This window comes from Aeromonas sp. s4, assembly GCF_040907855.1.
Taxonomy (GTDB): Bacteria; Pseudomonadota; Gammaproteobacteria; order Enterobacterales; family Aeromonadaceae; genus Aeromonas; species Aeromonas caviae.
The window spans coordinates 77567-99338 of sequence record NZ_JBFOCP010000002.1 but is presented as its reverse complement, the minus strand read 5'-3'; the positions used below and the strand labels follow the sequence as shown (position 1 = coordinate 99338).

Here is a 21772-nt window from a genome sequence, read left to right as displayed (position 1 = left end):
GAATCTTACCCCGCCATGCCGGGGGAAACAATTGCGCCACCTCTCAGAAAAGGGTTTGCCTCGCAAGATAGCGGGGTCGATAATCATGTTTAAATTCAAATAAATTCACCGCGAGCCCCTCCCCAATGAGCCCATATGCCAGTCCCAATGACCATCGGCGGTATCACTTTCTGGAGCTGGCAAACCGGCTCAGGGTCTTGCTGATCTGTGATCCCGAGACCGACAAATCCGCCGCCTCCCTGGCGGTGAATACCGGCCACTTCGACGATCCTGCGGATCGCCAGGGCATGGCCCATTTCCTCGAGCATATGCTGTTTCTCGGTACCCGCACCTACCCCAAACCTGGTGAATACCAGCAATTCATGAGCTGTCACGGGGGCAGCAACAACGCCTGGACCGGTACCGAGTTCACCAACTTCTTCTTCGACATCGATAACGGCTTCTTCGAGGCGGGGCTCGACCGGTTCTCCCAGTTCTTCATCTGCCCCACCTTTGCACCGGAGTGGGTCGACAAGGAGCGCAACGCGGTGGACTCCGAGTACCGCCTCAAGCTGCAAGACGACGTGCGCCGCAGCTACCAGGTGCACAAGGAGACGGTCAATCCGGACCACCCCTTCTCCAAATTCTCGGTGGGCAACCTCGACACCCTGGCGGATCTCCCCGGCCGGGATCTGCGCTCGGACCTCATTGCGTTCTACGAAACCCACTACAGTGCGGATCGCATGGCGCTGGTCATGCTTTCACCGGCACCCATCGAGACCCAGCTGGCCTGGTGTGATCGCTTCTTTGGTGCCATTCCGGATCGCCGCCTCGGCCCTCCGGTACTGAACCATCCCCTCTATCGGCTCGATGATCTCGGCATTCGCATCCAGTTGACCCCGGTCAAGGAGACCCGCAAGCTGGCGCTGACCTTCCCGCTGCCGTGCGTGGATGAGTATTACGACAAAAAACCCCTCACCTTCCTGAGCCACCTCATCGGCTATGAGGGGGAAGGCAGCCTGCTCTCTCTGCTCAAGGGGCGGGGCTGGGTCAATCAGCTCGCCGCCGGCGGCGGCATCAGCGGCGCCAACTTCAAGGACTTTGGCGTGAGCTTTGGCCTCACCCCCCTTGGGCTTGAGCATGTGGACGAGATCATCGCCGCCCTGTTTGGCTATCTGAAGCTCATCGAGCGGGGTGGGGTGCAGGCCTGGCGCTATGAGGAGAAGCGCAGCGTGCTGGAATCCGCCTTCCGCTTCCAGGAGCGGGGACGGGCCCTCGACACCGTCTCCGGCCTCGTGCTCAACCTGTTCAGCTACGGGCCGGACGACCTGCTCTATGGCGACTACATGATGCGCGAGTTCGATGAGCCGCTGATCCGGCGCTTCCTCGCCAAGCTGACCCCCCACAATCTGCGGGTGACCATCCAGGCCCCGGAAGTGAGTACGGATCGCCTCGCCCGCTGGTACCAGACACCCTACAGCGTCCAGAGCATCAGCGAAGCCGAGAAGATCCGCTGGCAGCAGAGTGAACCGGATCCCGCCCTGCACCTGCCGGCGCCCAACCCCTTCATCAGCACCCGCCTCGACGCCAGTCTGCCGGCGCTGCCCGCCGACATGCCGTCCTGCCTCATCGACAGGCCCGGTTTCCGGCTCTGGCACCTGCACGAGCATCAGTTCAGCGTGCCCAAGGGCAGCCTTTACATCTCCGTCGACAGCGAACATGCGGTCAAGAGCCCGCGTCACATCGCCATGGCGCGTCTGGCCGTGGAACTGCTCACGGATCACCTCAACGCCCTCACCTACCCGGCGGAGCTCGCGGGCCTTGGCTACCAGATTTATGCCCATCAGGGGGGCTTTACCATCAACCTCAGCGGCTTTGCCGACAAGCAACCGCTGCTGCTCGACATGATCCTCGGCAACCGCACCCTGGGGTATCCGGATCCGGCCCGCTTTAGCGAGATCAAGGAGCAGCTTATCCGCAACTGGGAGAACCAGTCCAAGACCCGCCCCATCTCCCAGTTGTTCAACCAGCTCACCAGTTTGCTGCAACCCAACAACCCGCCCTTCGAGCAGCTGTTGCGCCACCTGCGCACCGTCGAACTCGGGGAGATGCCCGGCTTCGTCTCCGAGCTCTTTGCCAGGGTGCATCTGGAGGCCCTGGTACACGGAGACTGGACGGCCGCCGAAGCCCTCGAACTCGCGGCCCTGCTGGAGCGCCACCTCGGTGCCAACAGCCAGCCCAGCGCCGAGACCCGCCGCCCCCTCATCTCCATCCAGGACAGAGGCACCCTCATTCGCGAGCAGGGGTGCGATCACGAGGACTCGGCGCTGCTGGTCTACTACCAGTCGCGCACCACCCGAGCGCGGGATCTCGCCTGCTTCACCCTGGCCAACCACATCATGTCATCCACCTTCTTCCACGAGCTGCGCACCCGCCAGCAGCTCGGTTACGTGGTGGGAGCCGGCAACCTGCCCCTCAACCGCCATCCCGGTCTCATCTTCTATATCCAGTCGCCGGTGGCGGGGCCGCAGATCCTGCTGGATGCGGTGGAGGAGTTCATCGATCTCTTCCCGCTCGCCATGCTGGAGTTCACCGAGCAGCAGTGGCAGGAGAGCAAGGCGGGGTTGCAGGCCCAGCTCAGCGAGCGGGATGCCAACCTGCGCAGCCGCGGCCAGCGGCTCTGGGTCAGCATCGGCAACAAGGATCTGGGTTTTGATCAGCGCGAACGGGTACGCGAGGAGGTGGGCAGGCTCAGCCGTGCCGACCTGGTGCGCTTCATCACCCAGCTGAGATCCCGCACCTCGGATCGCCTCATCCTCTGCAGCTATGGCCTGGGCCACGAGCACGACGAGCGGATCACCGGCCAGTTTGTCGACGATCCCAGGGCATTTCGGCTCAACGCCGCCACCTTCGAAGGCTGACCTCCCCTGTTGGCAACGCGCAGGCAATAAAAAGCCGACCCCGTGGGGTCGGCTGGAAAAACCATAATCAATTGCGGCCAGAGCCGCCAAAAGTGAACATGAGCGTGAAAATCAGACACTGGGTTGATGTTCGACCGGAGTTCAAACCAGAGCTCACCGGTCGGCACCAGCAGTGATTGAGAAACAGCTTCATCTTAGGCATTTCCCTGATTTTCCACGTTGATCTATGTCAAAGGAGGTAAAACAAGCGCCACTTCCCTCGTTGGCAGCGGCCTCGCGCCCTCTCAGCCCCGGCGGATAAGCCGGTAAGCCACCTCGTCGAAATAGGAGAGCTGCCCCGAGAGCACCCTGGGGTGATCCAGCTCCGCCCCCCGGCCCAGCACCTCGACACCAAAGTCGCGCTCAAACAGGGTGCGCACCTCCATCTCCCCCACCGAGAACGGCGGCTGTTGCTGCTGCTCGGGCTGATACTCGAGGGTCACCAGCAACACCTGCCCCCCCGCCTCCACCAGGCGGCTCATCAGGGCGGCATACTGGCGGCGCATGGCGCCCGGCAAGGCGATGAGGGCCGCCCTGTCATAGACCAGGCGATAACGCTGACCAAGCTCCGGGGCGGCGAAGAAGTCCCCCTGATAGAGGCGCAGATCGGCGTGCCGGTGGCACTGATAGGGACCCACCTCGCTTTTCTCTGCACTCAGGTTGTTCTCGTCAAAAAACTGGGTAATGGCGATCTCTGAGAGCTCGAAGCCATCCACCGGATGCCCCTGTTCACGCAGCCAGAGCATGTCCCGGGACTTGCCGCAAAGGGGCACCAGCACGGGGTCGCTCCCTTGCTGGGCCGACCACCAGGATTGCAGCCAGCGGTTGAAATCTGCCTGATGAAAGCCAATCCGGTTCTCTTTCCACTTCTGGTGCCAAAATGCCGCTTCCATCATCTTCCTCTCGTCATCTGCAATGGTGCATCACTATCACAACTTCACCGAAGTGGCGCAAGCCCCATGATCCCGCCCCAGTGCAAGAGAAGGCTCACGATGGGCAGGCCTCAGGCCACGACCCCAGGCAGGCTTGTCGCCATCGCTGCCAGCCGGGTCAGGATCTGCGCGAAGGTGGGTCGCCGGGAAGGCACCTCAAAGCCGCACTCCCTGGCCAGTCGATGGAGGGGGTCAAGGTCGGCGTCCCTCCCATCACAGCGCGCCAGCAGCTCGGCCAGCAGGCAGCCAAAGGCCCGCACTTCCAGGCGCTCCAGCCGCCCGGCCAGCACCTCATCGGCGCTGTCGTAACAGGAGGCGGCACCAAAGTCACCGAGCAGCACCCGGCCCGGCGCCTCCTGCGGCGAGTGAGGCATCGCGGGCTGCAAGGAGTACAGCAGGTTGTGTGCGTAGAGATCGCCGTGGAGGATGCCCCGCTCGTGCAGGTGTCGGGCGGCCGCAGCCACCCCCTGCACCATGGCCATCACCTGGGCCGGAGTGAAGTTCAGATCCGCCCCATAGACATCCCGGGTGCAGGAGTCCAGGCTCGGGGGCCCCGCCAGGGTGGCGAAGGCGGGGTCTATCAGGGGCATCACCAGTGCCGGAATGCCGGAGGGATGATCGCTCACTCTCCCCATCACACCGACCAGGTTTGGATGACGACCGGCGGCCAGGGACGCAGTCATCTCGCTCAGGGGCAAGCCATCGCTGGTGACGGCCCCCTTGAAGAGCTTGACCGCCACCGCCCCGGGCCCTTCGGCACTCGCCCACTCGGCGCGATAGATGACGCCGGATGCCCCCTCCCCGAGCACATCCCCCAGTGAGAGCCCCTGCCAGGGGATCTCGGTAGTGAACTCCGATGTGCCGTTCAGACACGCCTGTTCATCACAGAAAGGGTTGCCCGCAAAGGCCAGCCAGGACAGACGCGGCATCGAGGGCAGCCAACTCGGCAGCGCTGGCAGGCGATTGGCGGCGATGCGCAAAAGCTCCAAACGGTGGCAACCGGCAAGCGTCTCGGGAAGCCCAGCGAGCCGGTTGCCAGAGAGCATCAGCTTTTGCAGGGCGTCGCACTGCCCCAGCTCGTCCGGCAGCCGTTCAATGGCATTGTCGGTCAGGATCAGCCAGCGCAATCTGGCGGGCAGGGAGGCGGCCGGGACGGTCGCGATGCGGTTGGCCTTGAAGCCCACCATGGTGAGCGCAGGGCAGCGCCCCAGCACCTCGGGCAGTTCGGTGAAGTTGTTCTCGGAGCAGAAGAGGATGCGCAGCTTCCTGCATTCGGCCAACTCGTCAGGCAACTCGCTCAGCTGGTTGCCGGTGAGATCCAGCACCTCCAGGGTCTCCTTGAGGCTCAGGATCTCGGGAGGGAACACCGCGAGGTTTTCAGCAAGTTTGAGGTGGCGGGCGCCGCAGAGTTCGCCTGCGCGAAGCTGTTCCAGGGTATGCATGGGATCGTCTCTATCAACATTCGGGCTTGCGGTGGCTCACTGCGGGCACTCCCCCCAGACCACAAAGGAGGGGCATTATAGGGAATGACGGCCAAAGATGGCCGATTTTCTTGCAACGCCTGCTCTTGCAAAGGCCCCCCATCGCCACACTCCCGCTCTCCGTTGCCATGGACCATTCCGGTCGCGCGCTTGGGTGGTTGATCATTTGATTGGCGCCATATAGTATGGCGCCATACAAAGTCATTCGAGACTCACCATCATGATCACGCTGGATCAGAAACACCTCGCCCTGCTCGAGGATGCAGAGCGCCGCGGACACGCGGACACCCAAAACATACGCGTCTGCTTTGAGGTGTTGACCCTCGCCGCTGCCATCGATCAGGCGTGCGCGGCGCGCCTGGCTCCCCATCGCCTCTCCGAAGGCAAGTTCGTGTTGCTGTTTTTGCTGCGCGACCTGCCACAAGGGCTGGCTCCCCACGAGCTTGCCGACAAGGCGGGGGTTACGCGGGCCACCATCACCGGCCTGCTCGACGGGCTGCAACGGGACGGCCTGCTGGCTCGCCACAGCGACAGCCAGGACAGGCGAAAGATCTCGGTGCGCCTGACAGAGCAGGGCCAGGCCTTGGCGCAGCACCTGCTCGATGAGCACAGCCAGTGGATAGGCTCCCTGTTTGCCGGGTTCGATCAGGCAGAGCGAGAGACCCTGAGTGCCCTGCTCAAGCGGGCCTGGCTCAATGTCATCTCATCCCGGGCAGGCTGCACAGAGGCCGCCACAGAGGAGCACCCATGACACGCAGCCGCATCACGGATATCGCCCCCTCACGCCTCGCCCAGCTCAACCGGGGAGAGGCTGAGGCAAGCAACCTGACCGAATGCCTGGCGGTGGATTTTGCCGCCCTGATGCAGTGCACCCGGCCTTCGCTCGGGCCCCAGGCGCTGGCGTCGATGCACGCCGCATCCGGGGAGGGCATTACCCGGCGCATGGCACTGGCCGCCAGGCTGCTCCTGACCGAGAACGGCACGAGGGATCTTGCGGCGCTCAGCCGTCATCCCTCCGATACCGTGCGGGGCTGGGCCTGTTTCATGGTGGGCGCGAGCGAGGGGCTGTCACTCAGCGACCGCCTGGCCCTCATTCGCCCCCTCGCCGATGACCCTCACTTTGGGGTGCGCGAGTGGGCCTGGCTCGCAATGCGAACGACCATTGCCGCGCAACTGGAGGCGGCCATTGCCGCCCTGGTGCCCTGGACGGTGGAGCCGTCCGAGCGACTGCGACGCTTTGCAAGCGAAGCGACCCGGCCCCGCGGCGTCTGGTGTACCCATCTTGCGTCCCTGCGACAAGCGCCGGAGCAAGCCCTGATGCTGCTCGAGCCCCTCAAGGCCGATCCCGCCCTCTATGTGCAGGACTCCGTTGCCAACTGGCTGAACGATGCGAGCAAAGACAGGCCACAGTGGGTCACTGACCTCTGCGCGCGCTGGTCTCACGAAAGCCCCAGCCCCGCGACAACCCGGATTTGTCAACGCGCCTTGCGCACCTTGCGCAAGGGCCAACTCCCGAAGGAACCCCTATGACCCACTATCTGGCAGAGCTCTACACCCCCACTCCCGCCTGGCTGGCATTGAGCCAGACGGCTCGTCAGCAGTTCTTCGAGGCCATTGGCACAGGCATGGCCAACCTCGCCGCCCTCGGGGTGGAGCCCATCGCCCTGGGCGAGACCGATGCTGCCACCCTCCATGGTGCGCCCCACCCCTTCTTCGCCATCTGGCGCGGGCCGGATGCCGCAGCCATCGAGGCCCTCGTCCAGGGGATAGCCGCATCGGGCTGGCACGACTACTTCGAGACGGTCAACGCCACCGGCGCCGGTGTCTCCCTGGGCGAGCACCTTGCACAGTTGGCCGCCCTGCCCTGCGCCGCCACATCCAGCCCCGCCCTGGCCTGATAACCCCTAAAAGAGCGTTATCCCACCAGGCTTTGCGTCAGTGCCGCCGACACCGGTGGCACTGTTTTCCATGCCCTGCCCTTGCAAACCCAGGTCACCACCACCTGGGAAAGCGGCGCCACAGCCCCGCTCCCTGCCCGCTCCCTTCCCACTCCCTTCATAAAACGCGGATATCTCCCGATGCCGTGATGGCCCATCGCCGATGGCACAAGTGAGCAAGATCCGGGTCGTCGTGACGAAGGTTCGCCGCCATAGTGCTTTCAAACCAACAGTGCTTTCGACCCCCCAAGGGGTTGAACCAAATGAGGTTTGAACCAGGAGGGGGTTGAACCCATCCACTTGTCTGCCAACCCGGCATGAGCGTCGCCACCTGGCGCCATGCACATCACGCGAGGGAACTGCCATGTCATTACTGTCCAACAAGGTCGCCATCATCACCGGCGCCAGCTCCGGTATCGGTCGCGCCAGCGCCATCCTGTTTGCAAGGGAGGGGGCCAGCGTCGTCGTCGGTGCCCGCCGCCAGCCCGAGCTGGATGCGCTGGTGGAGGAGATCCGCCACGAGGGGGGCCAGGCGGTAAGCCTGGCGGGAGATGTGAAAAGCGAAACCTATGCCCGCGCCCTGGTGGATCTTGCGCTGACCCGTTTCGGCGGACTCGATATCGCCTTCAACAACGCCGGCACCACGGGGACGCCGGGCAGCGTGCCGGGGCTTGAACTGGCGCAGTGGCATGCGACCCTGGATACCAACCTCACCAGCGCCTTTGTGGGGGCCAAGTACCAGATCCCCGCCATGCAGGCACGCGGGGGCGGCTCCCTTATCTTTACCTCCACCTTCGTCGGCCATACCCTGGGGCTGCCCGGCATGGCGGCCTATGCCGCGAGCAAGGCGGGCCTCATCGGTCTGACCCAGGTGCTGGCCGCCGAATATGGGGCACAAGGGGTGCGGGTCAACGCCCTGCTGCCGGGGGGCACCGACACCCCCATGGGGCGGGCCTTTACCGATACACCGGAGAGTCTCGCCTTTGTGCAGCATATGCATGCCCTCAAACGGCTGGCCCAACCAGAGGAGATCGCCCGCTCGGCCCTTTATCTCGCGTCCGATGCATCGAGCTTTACCACCGGCATTGCCCTGCTGGCCGATGGTGGGGTATCTATTTGTCGCACATGACCTTGTCGCACACAGGATCCTGCGGCTGCAAACCTATCGTGAGAGCGCCTTATGTCTGATTACGCCCGCATCGCCGATGCCATCCGTTTTATCGCAAGCCAGGTGGCGCGCCAGCCCACCCTGGACGAGATAGCGGCGCACGTTCACTTAAGCCCCTTTCACTTCCAGCGGCTGTTCAGCCGCTGGGCCGGGGTGACGCCCAAACGCTATCTACAAGTGTTGACTCTGGAGCGGGCCAAGGCGCTGTTGCAGGAGTCGCGCCCGCTGCTCGAGGTGGCCGATACCCTGGGCCTGAGCAGCGGCTCGCGGCTCTACGATCACTTCGTGCAGCTCGAGGCGGTGACGCCGGGCGAATACAAACAGCGCGGGGCCGGGCTGGTGATCGATCACGGGGTGCACGACACCCCCTTCGGCAAGGCGTTCGTCGCCCTGACCCCGCGGGGGGTATGCAACTTCTCCTTTCTCGATGACCAGGCCCCACAGGCGCCGCTGACCACCCTAGCCCAGAGCTGGCCTGAGGCAGAACTGCGAGAAGCGCCATCACGCACCCAGGAGGTCATCCACACCATGTTCGATGGCAGCAAGACGCCGGATCGCCCCATCTCCCTGCACGTGAGCGGCACCAACTTTCAGATCAGCGTCTGGCGGGCGCTGCTCGCGATCCCGCCCGCCAAAGTGGTGAGCTACGCCCAGGTGGCAAGCGCCGTCGGCAACCCCAAGGCCGCCCGCGCCGTGGGACTGGCGGTGGGCGCCAACCCCGTCGCCTTGATGATCCCCTGCCACAGAGTCATCCAGCAAAACGGCAAACTCGGCGGCTATCACTGGGGCGAGACCCGCAAACAGGCGATACATGCCTGGGAAGCGGCGAGGTATGAGTGAACGTGGCCTTTTATGCTCTCCTGATAGGAGGAAAAACAGGGCTGTTGGTTGTGAGTCAGCAGACTATAAAACCATGCCGGACCAGCATGCCGTGATATAAAGCTGGGGCATTAGCAGAGTCGGGGCGCCGATTGCCCCTTCTGTTCCTTTGGTTACGGGGCGTGCGATCAGTTACACCACCCCGGCGAATTGACGAAGAGACGTAGGGTGCAATAAGCGCAGCGCATTGCACCGTTTGCCGAGCGGCTTTTGTACAAGGTATGAAACACCAAATTAGAGGTGCAATTCACGCTGTTCATTGCACCCTACGGACTTGAAACAGGTGATTTTTATTCAAATCGCTGTTCTTGCTCCATATCCTCCCGCTGTTCTCGCTCTTTCTGTCGCTCGATAAACTGAACCAAATTCTCTGAAACAGTTTGAGCTGCACTCGAAATATCTGCTCTGTCATGCTCAACTAACTTGCGAATTGCCTCCGCTCTGGACTGCATTACTTTGGCTCGGCTACCAGAGCAAGATGAAGGAGTGACACTTTCGGCGAATATTTCCAGAACAATAGCAGGGTCAGGAGATGACTCAAGCAGCCTGAGAGCTAACTCTGACATCCTGAGCCCTTCAATTTCGCCATCCTTTTCCCACAAGTTAATGCTTGCTGCAATAGCTACCCATACGCGGGGCTCATTTCGGGCACAACACCACGAAATCAGAAAATCCATATTAATATAGGCAAGAGGTGAGAATCGTAAGTCTCTATTACAAATAAAAAACTGCCGACGTTCTTGTTGCTCTTCAGTGCCTTCAAAGACTCGATTTAAAAATGCTTCTGGCATCAGCGCAGCTGTTGTCTCAATGGCGCTTTCATATGAATGAACGTAACCATAGTGCAGATCAACAACAGCAAAAATTGCGTCCAACCACTCCTGTTTTTCTGGCTCATTGCCATCGAAACGTAATGCAGCATTGATGACGCACTCCATGTTGTAGCCTTTTGACCCACCAGGATCGTTGTGATCTTTTGGCAAATTTAAAATTGCGGCCCTAAGACCTATCTGACGAAAATCGGGCCCCAACGTATCCACCATCACATCTTTGTCATGAAGGCGCATGCTTAGCGCCTCCAGCACCACATCACTGCCGCCAGGTTTACTCAGAAGTCGCATTGCAAGCTCGAGGATTCTCGCTCTCGGCAAGGATGCATACTCATCTCGCCATAAGATGGGTTCATACATATTTGGGTCAATATCAGGATCATCCAACAGCATCATACAACGCTCTAGATCAACTTCTGTAAATTTACCCCAAGGATGCAAATAGACCAGCGAGTGACGGAGTACTGGATGCTGGGCACAAAAGTCGAGTAACTCCTGTACCAACTCTGGTTCAAATGCATCTATCTCTTTGATAAAACCACCAAAGACAGCAACATTCATACCTACCCTGGACAATGGTTCCAGTTGCTCGACAAGTTGCTGCCAGCCCGCTCGTAAATCATGCCCCCCCTTAGCCAATCCTCTTCCGAATGCATAGGTATTAGGCATCCAACCATTTGAAAACAGGTTTGGCCCCAGCTCATCAAGTTTATGACCTGATGCCGCAAACTCCTCACCTAATTGCAACGCCTTGGCTTCAAGTCGTTGCCTGGCCTCATCATATTTATGGATTTTTTCATGATCAAAATTGGCATCCAGAGCCCAATAGTCTTGCCCCTTGCTCAAAACATAAGTACTAATTGCCGAAATCAAGTCATGTGGCTCTAGCTCTTTCTCCAAGGCAGCAAGATTATCTGGTATGGACTCGACATTATTCGCGTTTTTGCGCTCGGTATGATCGAAATAGATCGTAGAGCGAACGGCTTTCCAACCACCTCCCCAAGGGCGATGTGCATGTAATTTTCGAGCAGCATCAATCAGTTTTTCTCTTATCGCTATCTGGCTCCACATCCCTCGGAATGTATTCTCCATGATTTGACGCGCGGGAACCTCAATAGCGGGATCGCCGGAGGTGCCCAATTGTACCGCAACATCGATAAAAGCACTTCGCCACTGCACAAGCTCATCATGACTGGGGTGAAGTCCATAGTTTCTCGGCCGAGCACCAAACGCATTCATTCCAAATCCAGTCCAGCGATCTTCTAAGGTTGTCGCAAGCATCTTGAAACCCAACGCTATACGTCTAGGAACATCCGATGAAAAGCATTCATTCATGATGGTAATGCGTTGCTCTAACGTAGCGTGAGTACCAGACAGATATGCTTGGAAGAATTTGGTTATCTGGCTTCCTAGCGAGTTATTGTCATCATTCTCTTTCTCATAACCAGCCACATGAATAAGAAGTCTAATACAGCGATCGAATGCTCTCGACTCATATGCTAATAGCTGTAAAAGATTGATGATGGTTGCGGTATGTAGATTCTCACTCGTTGCACCGTCATGAATATCAGACGTAGTCAACACCATTTCGATCCTATCTAGCAGAGCTTCAGGTGCAACTGGCGCGATATAATTCAGCATTCTTTCAGATATATCGTTTAATTCTGTTAACCGCCCCAACAGCCCGTCGGGCTGAAGCCAACATTCAACAATCTCTTTCGCCACGGGATGATCGTGAAGCAGCCCTAACCTGTGTGCGAACGACATGAGTAAGCGTTGGTTGCCAAGAGTTTCAAAAGTCGCTCTTAGTTGATTAACCGGAATACAATTCAGTGCCGATGACGCCAGCCTGTTGGCAATGGCATGAGGTAAAATGGCCCGCCAATGGGCCCTCTTCTGTACAATATGGCGATCAGACAGCTTGCTTGTTGCTCGGAACAACTGGTTTGCGGAATACCCTGAGATAGAACCCAATACCTCCAGTTCGTTTTGACCTTCCTCAGCCGTTGAAACTGAAAATGAATAAACCAAAGACAATATTTCAGCCTGCGCCCGAAGGTCATCGTCCGGGCTCTTCCGCTGGTCAAACAATCGGTCAAATAACTGAACGTCAGAAAGTTGAGCCAAACTTTCACCTTCTTCCACTCTCTCGGCGATAGCCAGAGAAACCCGCGCATTGCCGTCAGCAAATTCGGCTATGCGGCGGGCGTTATTCCGACCAATAATGGGAAAGCGACGGATAAGAAGCTGCTCAGCCATCTCCGGTCCGATCGCTTCTATATGGATGACCTCTGTGGTCTGAGGCTTGTCATCTCTAATGTCATACTCGACAGTGATCAGGCTGATCGCACCTTTGGCCGCTACTTTACGGGCTAGGAGTGTGTGCAATTCAGAAGGGCAATTATCAAGGATCATAATGGCACGTCGCCCCTCAGCGATCAGTCGATCTAGCATTGCTGTTGCAGAGGGTTCCGGGCTTTCACCGGTATCAACATAAACTGCGATAGTCCGATCGAGCGCATCTGCTCCGACCGTTTCATCGAAAAGAGCCTGTAAGATTCGGGTCTTTCCAACACCGGATAATCCAGTGATACGAACAGCTTTATTGGTTGAGCTAATCAGCTCTCGCATTGGCCCGATAGCGTCCTGAATGGCTAGCTTTTGCCCCTTTCCGGATGGCAGAGTAATTGTCACCCCTGGCGCTGAAATCAAGGTATCTACTGACCCCTGAGGCGGATTGCTCCAAGCACCATATGGCTGCCACCCAGAATATCCCTGACCAAGCGTTTTTTTGGCCCAGAGCATGACTGACGGGTGCTGCCGCAACCATTGCGCTAGTTTCGAGCGGTCGTAAAAATCCAAGTGAATACTGGCCCCATGAGGATAATCCGCTACCGCATACTGCATTGCTTCGAGACGGTCCTCTTTCATAGGAGGAGAGCAATCATCACCCAAGCTAACGATGATATAACTCCCTCCCTTTGCCGCTTGTTCAGAGATCGTCGGTGATAATATCCCATCATTGGTCATTTCTGAGGTTATCGCAGCCCTCGGCATTGGATGCTTTTTGGCTTGAAAGATCGTATCAGGTCGTTCAATAAAGCCCGTGTTTATTTTTTCAACAGGCACTTGAACATGAACATCGATACCACCATCAGGAGCATTGATAGAGCCTGACCAGTGTACATAGGCAGGACTATAACCATGAGCAGCAATCTCAGCCTCGGCAAGGCGCGCGATCAACTCTTCGAGCTGAGTATCGGAAAAGCGGAGTAATTCATCTTTCTCAATATCAAAAATGGCCACGACACCTTCCCCCCAAATTGAACGCTCATATCATATTCGGAGGTAAGTCAGTAATCCATTTAATGAAAAGAACCATCGCCGCTTGAGAGCGAATTTTGCTCCGCAAACGATTGGAAAAAGAAAAGGCGCCTCAAGGGCGCCTTTTTGACAGTTTTGCATGATCGCAGGAAGAGGCGTTAGTCGCTTATTCCCATTCGATGGTTGCGGGCGGCTTGCCGGAGACGTCGTACACCACGCGGGAGATACCGTTGATCTCGTTGATGATGCGATTCGACACGTGGCCGAGGAAGTCGTACGGCAGGTGGGCCCAGTGGGCGGTCATGAAGTCGATGGTCTCGACGGCGCGCAGCGCAATGACCCAGTCGTACTTGCGGCCATCACCCATGACGCCGACGGAGCGCACCGGCAGGAAGACGGCGAACGCCTGGCTGACCTGGTTGTAGAGGTCGGCCTTGCGCAGTTCTTCGATGAAGATGGCGTCAGCCTTGCGCAGCAGGTCGCAGTACTCTTTCTTCACTTCGCCAAGCACGCGCACGCCCAGGCCCGGACCCGGGAAGGGGTGACGGTAGAGCATGTCGTAGGGCAGGCCGAGTTCGAGGCCGACACGGCGCACTTCGTCCTTGAACAGTTCGCGCAGGGGCTCCACCAGACCCATCTTCATCTCTTCCGGCAGGCCGCCGACGTTGTGGTGGGACTTGATGACGTGGGCCTTGCCGGTCTTGCTGGCAGCGGATTCGATGACGTCCGGGTAGATGGTGCCCTGGGCCAGCCACTTGGCGTTCTTGAGCTTCTTGGACTCGTCGTCGAACACTTCGACGAAGACGCGGCCGATGGTCTTGCGCTTGGCTTCCGGCTCGTCAATGCCCGCGAGAGCGGAGAGGAAGCGCTCTTCGGCGTCGACCTTGACGATGTTCAGGCCGAAGTGATCGCCGAACATATCCATCACCTGCTGGCCTTCGTTCAGGCGCAGCAGGCCGTTGTCGACGAAGACACAGGTGAGGCGATCGCCGATGGCACGGTGCACCAGCATGGCGACCACGGAGGAGTCCACGCCGCCGGAGAGGCCCAGGATCACCTCGTCGTCACCCACCTGCTCGCGGATGCGGGCAACGGCGTCATCGATGATGGTGGCCGGGGTCCAGAGGCACTCGCAGCCGCAGATGTCCTTGACGAAGTGCTCCAGCATGCGGGCACCCTGACGGGTGTGGGTCACTTCCGGGTGGAACTGCACGCCGTAGAAGCGCTTGGCTTCGTCGGCCATGGCGGCGTGGGGGCAGGTCGCGGTCTGGGCGATGGTGGTGAAGCCGGCGGGGATCTCGGTGACCTTGTCGCCGTGGCTCATCCAGACATCCAGCAGGGCATTGCCGTTGTCGGCAATGGCGTCTTCGATGTTGCGCAAGAGGGCGCTGGTCTTGCCGGACTGGCCCAGCACTTCGACCTGGGCGTAGCCGAATTCACGCAGGTTGGAGGACTGCACCTTGCCGCCGAGCTGCTCGGACATGGTCTGCATGCCGTAGCAGATGCCGAACACCGGCACGCCGGCGTTGAACACGTACTCGGGGGCGCGCGGGCTGCCCGCCTCGGTCACGGATTCCGGGCCGCCGGAGAGGATGATGCCGCTCGGGTTGAACTCGCGGATCTGCTCTTCGGTTACGTCCCAGGCCCACAGCTCGCAGTAGACGCCGATTTCACGAACGCGACGGGCGATGAGCTGGGTGTACTGGGAACCGAAATCCAGGATAAGGATACGGTGGGCGTGAATGTCTTTAGTCATTTTATTCCTGCATCAGGCTGATGTTGTCACAAAAAGCACGGGATAAAAAAAGGGTGGAAAAACGGGGCGCAGAGCCCCGTTTCATCAGCCCATCCGGTAGTTGGGGGCTTCTTTGGTAATGGTCACGTCGTGAACGTGGGACTCTTTCATCCCGGCGCCAGAGATGCGCACGAACTCGGCCTTGGTGCGCATGTCGTCGATGGTCGCGCTGCCGGTCAGGCCCATGGAGGAGCGCAGGCCGCCCATCTGCTGGTGGATGATCTCTTTGAGGCGGCCCTTGTACGGCACGCGCCCTTCGATCCCTTCCGGCACCAGCTTGTCGGCGGCGTTGTCGGTCTGGAAGTAACGGTCGCTGGAGCCCTTGGACATGGCACCCAGAGAGCCCATGCCGCGGTAGGACTTGAAGGAGCGGCCCTGATAGAGCTCGATCTCGCCCGGCGCCTCTTCGGTACCGGCAAACATGGAGCCCACCATGACGCAGCTTGCGCCCGCGGCGATGGCCTTGGCCACGTCACCGGAGAAGCGGATGCCGCCATCGGCAATCACCGGCACGCCGGTGCCTTCCAGGGCGTCCACAGCGTCGGAGATGGCGGTGATCTGGGGCACGCCCACGCCGGTCACGATACGGGTAGTACAAATGGAGCCCGGGCCGATACCGACCTTGACGGCGTTGACACCCGCTTCCACCAGCGCCTTGGCGCCAGCGGCGGTGGCGACGTTGCCGCCGATGATTTGCAGGTCAGGATAGGCTTCACGGGTCGCCTTGATGCGATCCAGCACGCCCTGGGAGTGGCCGTGGGAGGAGTCAATCAGCAGCACGTCCACACCGGCTTCCACCAGGGCGGCGACGCGCTCTTCGTTGCCTGCGCCGGCACCGACGGCGGCACCGACCCGCAGACGGCCACGCTCGTCTTTGCAGGCGTTGGGCTTGCGCTCGGCTTTCTGGAAGTCCTTCACGGTGATCATGCCCTTGAGCTTGAAATCGCCGTTGACCACCAGCACCTTCTCGATGCGGTGCTTTTGCATCAGGGCCACCACCTCTTCACGAGGGGCCCCTTCACGCACGGTCACCAGACGATCTTTCTGGGTCATGATCTGTTCGACGGTCTGGGAGAGATCGATGACGAAGCGCACGTCACGGCCGGTGATGATACCCACCAGCTGGTTGCCGTCAGTCACCACGGGGTAACCGGCGAAACCGTTCTTGTGGCTCAGCTCCTTGATCTGGGCGATGGTCATGTCAGGGCGCACGGTAACGGGGTCGCTGACCACGCCGCTCTCGTACTTCTTGACCTTGCGCACTTCGGCAGCCTGCTGCTCGATGGACATGTTCTTGTGAATGAAGCCGATGCCGCCTTCCTGGGCCAGTGCGATAGCCAGACGGGCTTCGGTCACTGTGTCCATGGCAGCGGAGATCATCGGAATATTCAGCGTGATCGCAGACGTGAGCTTGGTACGCAGGTCGGCGGTATTGGGGAGAACAGTGGAGTGGGCTGGAACCAACAGTACATCGTCGAAGGTCAGCGCTTCTTTGGCAATCCTGAGCATGGCAATATCTCACCGTTGAGGAGTGGGGGTGTAAAATATTGCCGACAAATTTTACTCATGCATTGGGCAGTGGTAAAGAAGTTTTTTGAATTTTTTATGGCGTAGCCCGATTTAACGCCACCAACAGGGCAAAAAACCAATAAATTCAGCCGTAACCATGCCGTTTTTCCCGACAAGATGATCTTTTTTGCCGTTGAGCCCCTTTCTGCCGCCAGTCTCCCGGAACGGCCTTTTTTCCCTCGCAGCCGTCAGCCAGACCGGGGGTCAGTTCCCCTGATAGCGGCCCGGCTTGTGCCAGTTCATCAGCATGGCGTTCATGGCCAGCGCACTCAGGGTTGACCAGAGCAGCAGGGGAAGCGGCAGGGTGAGCAGAGAGAGCGCAAACACCAGCACATCCAGCACCATCTGGCTCTTTCCCGCATTGATGCCGGTGCGCCGTTGCAGCCAGAGCGTCACCACGCCGGTGCCCCCCACGGAGGCATTGTGACGCGCCAGAGACAAGACCCCCATGCCGAGGAAGGTTCCCCCCACCAGGGCGGCAAACAGGGGATGGACATAGCTCACCGTCAGCAGCAGCGGCACCGCCTGGGTGGCCGCCGAGAGGGCGACGTTGACGATCAGCGTCTTGAGGGTGAAGGCGCGCCCCATGGTGACGTAGCAGAACACCATGAAGGGCAAGTTCACCAGGAAGAAGAGCACGCCGATGGGCAGGGTGCTGACATGGGCGAGCAGCAGGGCGATGCCCGCGATGCCACCGGTGATCATGCCGGAACACTTGAGCAGATTGAGCCCCACGGCGATAAACATGACCCCGAGCACCATGCCGTAGACATCGTCCTTGAGGGTATGGGCCAGACCCCTGCCCGCAGCCGCTGGCTGCATGGTCATTTCACCTTCCATATGACTCCTTAGATCCGATTTGATGGTGGCATCCGTTGCCCGACAACCAGGCCGCGTTGGGGCTGATGGCGGCGACCCGTTCACCTTGCCGTCCCCCCCCCCCAATCTTGCGCTCCCCCGCCCCCTGATCTCGCCATCATGGGGATGACAAGTCACAGCAAAAAGAGCGCCAATCAAAACAAGAGTCCGCGATAACATAAATAATCGGATTTAAATTCCGATAAATGCGCAATATGCAGGTAGAATTCACCACTTCCGTGATCGGCCATCACAGTGGCGCAGCATGTTTACCCGAGTCACCGAAAAAGGCCTCGTGCTATCCCCTTCACAGCCCGGTTTTTCGGCAGATCATGTCGATAGGATGCCGCTTTTCAGCATAGATGATGCTTGTCATGGGCGAAGCCCGGGGGCCATACGGCGTGTTTCTTCGGGGCGGGTTCCAGGGGCGGATGTGGATATCGCGCACCAATAAAGAGCAATTGCACCAATATAGAGCAGCCGAGTGGCACAGTTTGCCTTGCACCGCAGCGCAAAGACGACATGGGCACCGCTTTGCTCACTGCCATGAGCACAGCAATGAGCACTCCAATATGCAGAGCATGAAGTGACTCGGGCGGCGGATGCACCACTCCCCTTCCCTCTAGCCCCCTGCCCATGAGCGTGCTGGTCGCGAGTCCACAGGTCTGCCCATCCACCAGCCCCTCCGCAGCCAGAGTCCCATCAGGATGGGGCATCCATTCAGGCATAGGCAGAAGGCAGAATAAAAAAGTCGGCCCGAAGGCCGACTCGCTGCACCCTGTGACAGGGCTTCCTTACTTGAGGTATTTGCCGTCAGCACCGACCTTGCCCGGGCCGTTCAGTACCCAGACCCGCGCCGAATAGGCGGGCACCGCAAAGCTCAGGCTGCCGTTGCTGACGCTCTGGCTCGCACCGGTTACCGCGTCCGTGTAGGTGCCGTTCTTCAGGCCACTCAGGTTTATCTGCTGGGCCGAGTTGGCCGCAAGGCCCACGGCGGCGTAGCTCCCTTCGGCGCTCAGATCACGCACGAAGCTGATGCCGCTCCCCCACTCGTTCACCTGGCTCATGGGCGCTTTTTGCAGGGCGGGCACCGCCTTGCGGATCTGGTTCAAGCGCTTGATGTGCTGATAGAGCGGGTGGCTCGGGGTGGCGGGGTTGTCCAGCACCTCCCCGTAGTAGGCACGACCGGTCTGATCCACCGTCATGGTGGCCCCATCGATATCCTGGGGCTTGCCCGCCTGGAACATCACCTCCTCCCCGTAGTAGAGGGTCGGGATCCCCCGCGCCGTCCAGAGCAGGTTGTAGGTCATGGCCGCATTGCCCTCTTCCCCGCCGTAGCGGTACTTGAAGTCGTTGTCCGGCCCCACGTCGTGGTTCTGGAAGAAGGTGATGAGCTTGGTGGCATCCCCATAGACCCAGTCCATGGCGAAAATCCCCCCTACCCCGCCAAAGTTCCCCCGGGTGACGTTGTCACGGAAGGTGGAGAACAGCGAGAAGTCCAGCACAGAGAGGCCGGAATCGCCCCCTGCACGGGGATTGGCCGGGTTGGCCGTGGTGCGGGTGTACCACCAGGGGCGGATCACCGCCGAGGCATTGTCGTTGGCCAGCTCAGAGCCCCAGCCGGTGCCCTTGACCAGGTTTTCGCCAAAGACGAACAGCCCCGGCTTGTGGGCCTGCCAGTCATGGACATAGGTCAGCAGTTCGTCCCGCTCGATGTGCTTCAAGGTATCGATACGAATCGCATCCACCCCCATGTCGAGGTACTGACGAATGGCGCCGTTGAGGTAGTCCTTGACGTTCTGGTTGCCGGTGGCGAGATCGATGCAGTCCCCCGCCATGTGCTTGCGCTGCAGGGCAAGCGGGCTCTCCCAGTCACCGCCGGACATGAAACCGTCCAGGTGATACCAGGCGGGATCCAGGGTCTGGGCGTCGATGCCGAAGAAGCGGTTGGGGTTGTAGCCTGCGCTCGGCACGGTGGCGCCGGTCTTGGGGTCTACCAGGGGCTGGGTGCCCGCCGGATCGGACTGGCAGCGGGCCTTGTACCAGTCGGGAGCCGCCGGGTTGTCGTCGTCACAGCGGTTGGCACTGGCGTAATCCCCAAGATTGCCCTGATAGGGGCCATTGTTGATGAGTCCCTGGCTCGACCCCGCCGGTACGTAGTATTTGACGGGCAGGCGATCGATCCAGGTCTTGCCGCGCAGGCCGTACTGGCTCGAGTGGTTGAGCACCACATCCTGGATCACCTTGAGCCCCTTGGCGTGGGCCGCCTGGATGAACTCCCGGTAACCCGCCCCCGGCGACTCCAGACGGGGATCGACCCGGTAGAAGTCGTAGGCATGGTAGCCGTGGTAGTCCAGGCCGGAGCGGTTCTCCACCGGCGGCGTCACCCAGATGGCGGTGAAGCCGAGATCCTTGATGTAGTCGAGCTTGGCGATCAAACCCTTGAAGTCGCCACGCCACTGGGGATCCCCCGCCTTGTAGCGATCCCGGTTGTAGTAGTTGTTGCTGGCATCGCCATCATAGAAGCGGGCAGTCAGCAGGAAGTAGATGCTCTCGGCGCGAAAATCGCCGCTCGCCACCCCCTGCTCGCCGATACGGTACTCGAAGCGCTGCTCGCGCTGATTGCCGCTGGCGTCGATGGCAAGGGTGCGGATCACCAGATCGGTGCCGCTCCCCTTGTCACTCGCCACCAGGGGCTGACCTGCATAGCGGGCCGATGCCGTGGTGGGCTGGCTGCCGTCCGTCGTGAAATGCACGGCGGGGGCGCTGTCCTGATCGTCGCTCACTCCCAGGGTGATGGACTGACTGTCCACATAACTCCCCGGGGACGGGGTGGCCGTCACCGTGGGGGCCTGCAGATCGGCCCCGGCCAGCGTCTCCACCTCGATGGCCTTGCGCAGGCTGTCAAAGCAGATGCGATAACTGGTGTTGGCGCTGACCAGGTAATCCTGGGCCGGATACGCCTCGGTCCAGTCCCCCTTGTGGTCAATCTTGAAGCGGGGGTTGTTGCTGCCAAAGGCCTGCTCGGTGCAGAAGATGGTGCCATCCTCGCTGGTCATGGGGGTGAGCCCCCAGTTGTTGGCCGTGCCCCGGAAGTACCAGCTGTCGCTGCTCTGTCCTGCCCCGACCACCACGCTCACGCTGCTGCTGCCCTTGGCGCCCTGATCGTCGGTGACCGTGAGGCCATAGGTGAAGGTGCCGGTCTGGGTGGTGTTGACGACGATGCTCTCCGTGGTCTCGCCGCTGCTCCACAGATAGCTCGCGATCTGGCCGTCGGGATCCGTGGAGTCGCTGCCGCTCAAGGTGAGCGACGCCCCCTGGGTCACGTTCACCGCCCCCCCCGGGGTGATGACCGCGAGCGGCGGCTGGTTGTCATCCCCGAGGGGGGTGATGCTGTAGGCCAGGGTCTGATCGTTGACCTGGATGCGCACCGTGCCCACGGCGCTCCAAAAGATGTCGCCGCCACTTTTCTCCAGCACGCCGTCGCCGTTGCTGTCGCCAAAGTTGACGGCCCAGTCCCCAGCCTGATCAAACTTGAGGCGCTGGCTCGCCTTGCCATCCAGGTAGGCTTCCACCTGCCACAGATGATCCCCTACCAGGGTCATGGGGAGGCTGGCCCAGCCGTTGAAGGTGCCGCGCACGTTGAGCTGCGGCAAGGTGCTGGCAAACCCCGAGGCCTCGCAACTGGCCACCGCCGTCGCGCTCACCGCCTGGGTGCTCGCGTTGATGCGGATCTGGTACGCCGTGTTGGCATTGACCCCGTAGTCGGCCGCTGGGTAGCTCTGCTGCCAGTTGCCGTACCTGTCTATCTTGAAGCGCGGGCCGCCGCTGGCATCCCCGCTCACGAAGCGCTGGCAGGTATCAAAATTGACGCCGTCCGTCGACGTCATGGCGGTCGCCGCCCATCCATTCGCGGTGCCCCGGAAGAACCACTCCGCCGCCGTGCTCGGCGCCGTGATCAGGGTTCCCAACAATCCGGCCGCGAGTATCCATCTAGCCATTGATAGTCCTTTATTTTCATTGTTTGTGTGTGATGCCGGTGTGTCCCGGCATTCCCCCA

At 60.2% G+C, this 21772-nt stretch carries 13 protein-coding genes; 6 read left to right on the top strand and 7 right to left on the bottom strand.

Annotated features, from left to right (window positions below; all coding sequences use genetic code 11):
• Positions 1 to 125 precede the first annotated feature (125 nt).
• The gene (locus AB5Y89_RS00740; protein ID WP_368222659.1) at positions 126 to 2900 is read left to right on the top strand and encodes an insulinase family protein; all 2775 of its coding nucleotides are present in this window, start codon (positions 126 to 128) and stop codon (positions 2898 to 2900) included.
• Between the two features lie 284 nt (positions 2901 to 3184).
• On the opposite strand, the gene AB5Y89_RS00735 is transcribed toward AB5Y89_RS00740, so the two are convergent.
• Together AB5Y89_RS00735 and AB5Y89_RS00730 are read right to left on the bottom strand one after the other, a co-directional pair.
• Positions 3185 to 3832, bottom strand: coding sequence for a thiopurine S-methyltransferase (locus AB5Y89_RS00735; RefSeq protein ID WP_368222668.1), 648 nt, complete (start codon positions 3830 to 3832; stop codon positions 3185 to 3187).
• Between the two features lie 110 nt (positions 3833 to 3942).
• The gene (locus tag AB5Y89_RS00730) at positions 3943 to 5313 is read right to left on the bottom strand and encodes a leucine-rich repeat-containing protein kinase family protein (protein ID WP_368222658.1); all 1371 of its coding nucleotides are present in this window, start codon (positions 5311 to 5313) and stop codon (positions 3943 to 3945) included.
• 259 nt (positions 5314 to 5572) lie between these two features.
• On the opposite strand from AB5Y89_RS00730, the gene AB5Y89_RS00725 reads away from it, so the two are divergent.
• The 5 genes from AB5Y89_RS00725 to AB5Y89_RS00705 all read left to right on the top strand — a co-directional run bounded on the left by AB5Y89_RS00725 (position 5573) and on the right by AB5Y89_RS00705 (position 9297).
• Positions 5573 to 6103 carry a MarR family transcriptional regulator gene (locus AB5Y89_RS00725; protein ID WP_319891952.1) on the top strand — a complete coding sequence of 177 codons (531 nt, stop codon included), beginning with the start codon at positions 5573 to 5575 and terminating at the stop codon, positions 6101 to 6103.
• Positions 6100 to 6882: a HEAT repeat domain-containing protein gene (locus tag AB5Y89_RS00720; protein WP_368222656.1), complete on the top strand. Its 783-nt coding sequence runs from the start codon at positions 6100 to 6102 to the stop codon at positions 6880 to 6882. The genes AB5Y89_RS00725 and AB5Y89_RS00720 overlap by 4 nt, the downstream gene beginning before the upstream one ends.
• Positions 6879 to 7250, top strand: a complete 372-nt coding sequence (locus AB5Y89_RS00715) for a DUF6616 family protein (protein ID WP_039039033.1) — start codon at positions 6879 to 6881, stop codon at positions 7248 to 7250. Before AB5Y89_RS00720 ends, AB5Y89_RS00715 begins: the two co-directional genes overlap by 4 nt.
• Positions 7251 to 7653: 403 nt before the next feature.
• Positions 7654 to 8418, top strand: coding sequence for an SDR family oxidoreductase (locus AB5Y89_RS00710; RefSeq protein WP_336567786.1), 765 nt, complete (start codon positions 7654 to 7656; stop codon positions 8416 to 8418).
• A gap of 51 nt (positions 8419 to 8469) precedes the next feature.
• Positions 8470 to 9297: a bifunctional transcriptional activator/DNA repair enzyme AdaA gene (locus AB5Y89_RS00705; protein ID WP_368222655.1), complete on the top strand. Its 828-nt coding sequence runs from the start codon at positions 8470 to 8472 to the stop codon at positions 9295 to 9297.
• A gap of 329 nt (positions 9298 to 9626) precedes the next feature.
• Here AB5Y89_RS00705 and AB5Y89_RS00700 read toward each other — a convergent pair whose 3' ends face one another.
• The 5 genes from AB5Y89_RS00700 to AB5Y89_RS00680 form a co-directional block, all read right to left on the bottom strand.
• Entirely contained in the window at positions 9627 to 13472 is a 3846-nt protein-coding gene (locus AB5Y89_RS00700; protein WP_368222654.1) for a hypothetical protein, read from the bottom strand.
• A 184-nt stretch (positions 13473 to 13656) separates the two neighbouring features.
• Positions 13657 to 15246, bottom strand: a complete 1590-nt coding sequence (guaA, locus tag AB5Y89_RS00695) for a glutamine-hydrolyzing GMP synthase (RefSeq protein WP_201997388.1) — start codon at positions 15244 to 15246, stop codon at positions 13657 to 13659.
• Positions 15247 to 15330: 84 nt separating this feature from the next.
• A complete protein-coding gene (gene guaB / locus AB5Y89_RS00690; protein WP_010674549.1) occupies positions 15331 to 16794 on the bottom strand; it encodes an IMP dehydrogenase in 1464 nt (487 codons plus the stop codon).
• 264 nt (positions 16795 to 17058) lie between these two features.
• Entirely contained in the window at positions 17059 to 17694 is a 636-nt protein-coding gene (locus AB5Y89_RS00685) for a YitT family protein (RefSeq protein WP_368222652.1), read from the bottom strand.
• Positions 17695 to 18506: 812 nt separating this feature from the next.
• On the bottom strand, positions 18507 to 21713 hold the full coding sequence (locus tag AB5Y89_RS00680; protein WP_368222651.1) for an alpha-amylase family glycosyl hydrolase: 3207 nt from the start codon (positions 21711 to 21713) through the stop codon (positions 18507 to 18509).
• Positions 21714 to 21772: the final 59 nt, after the last annotated feature.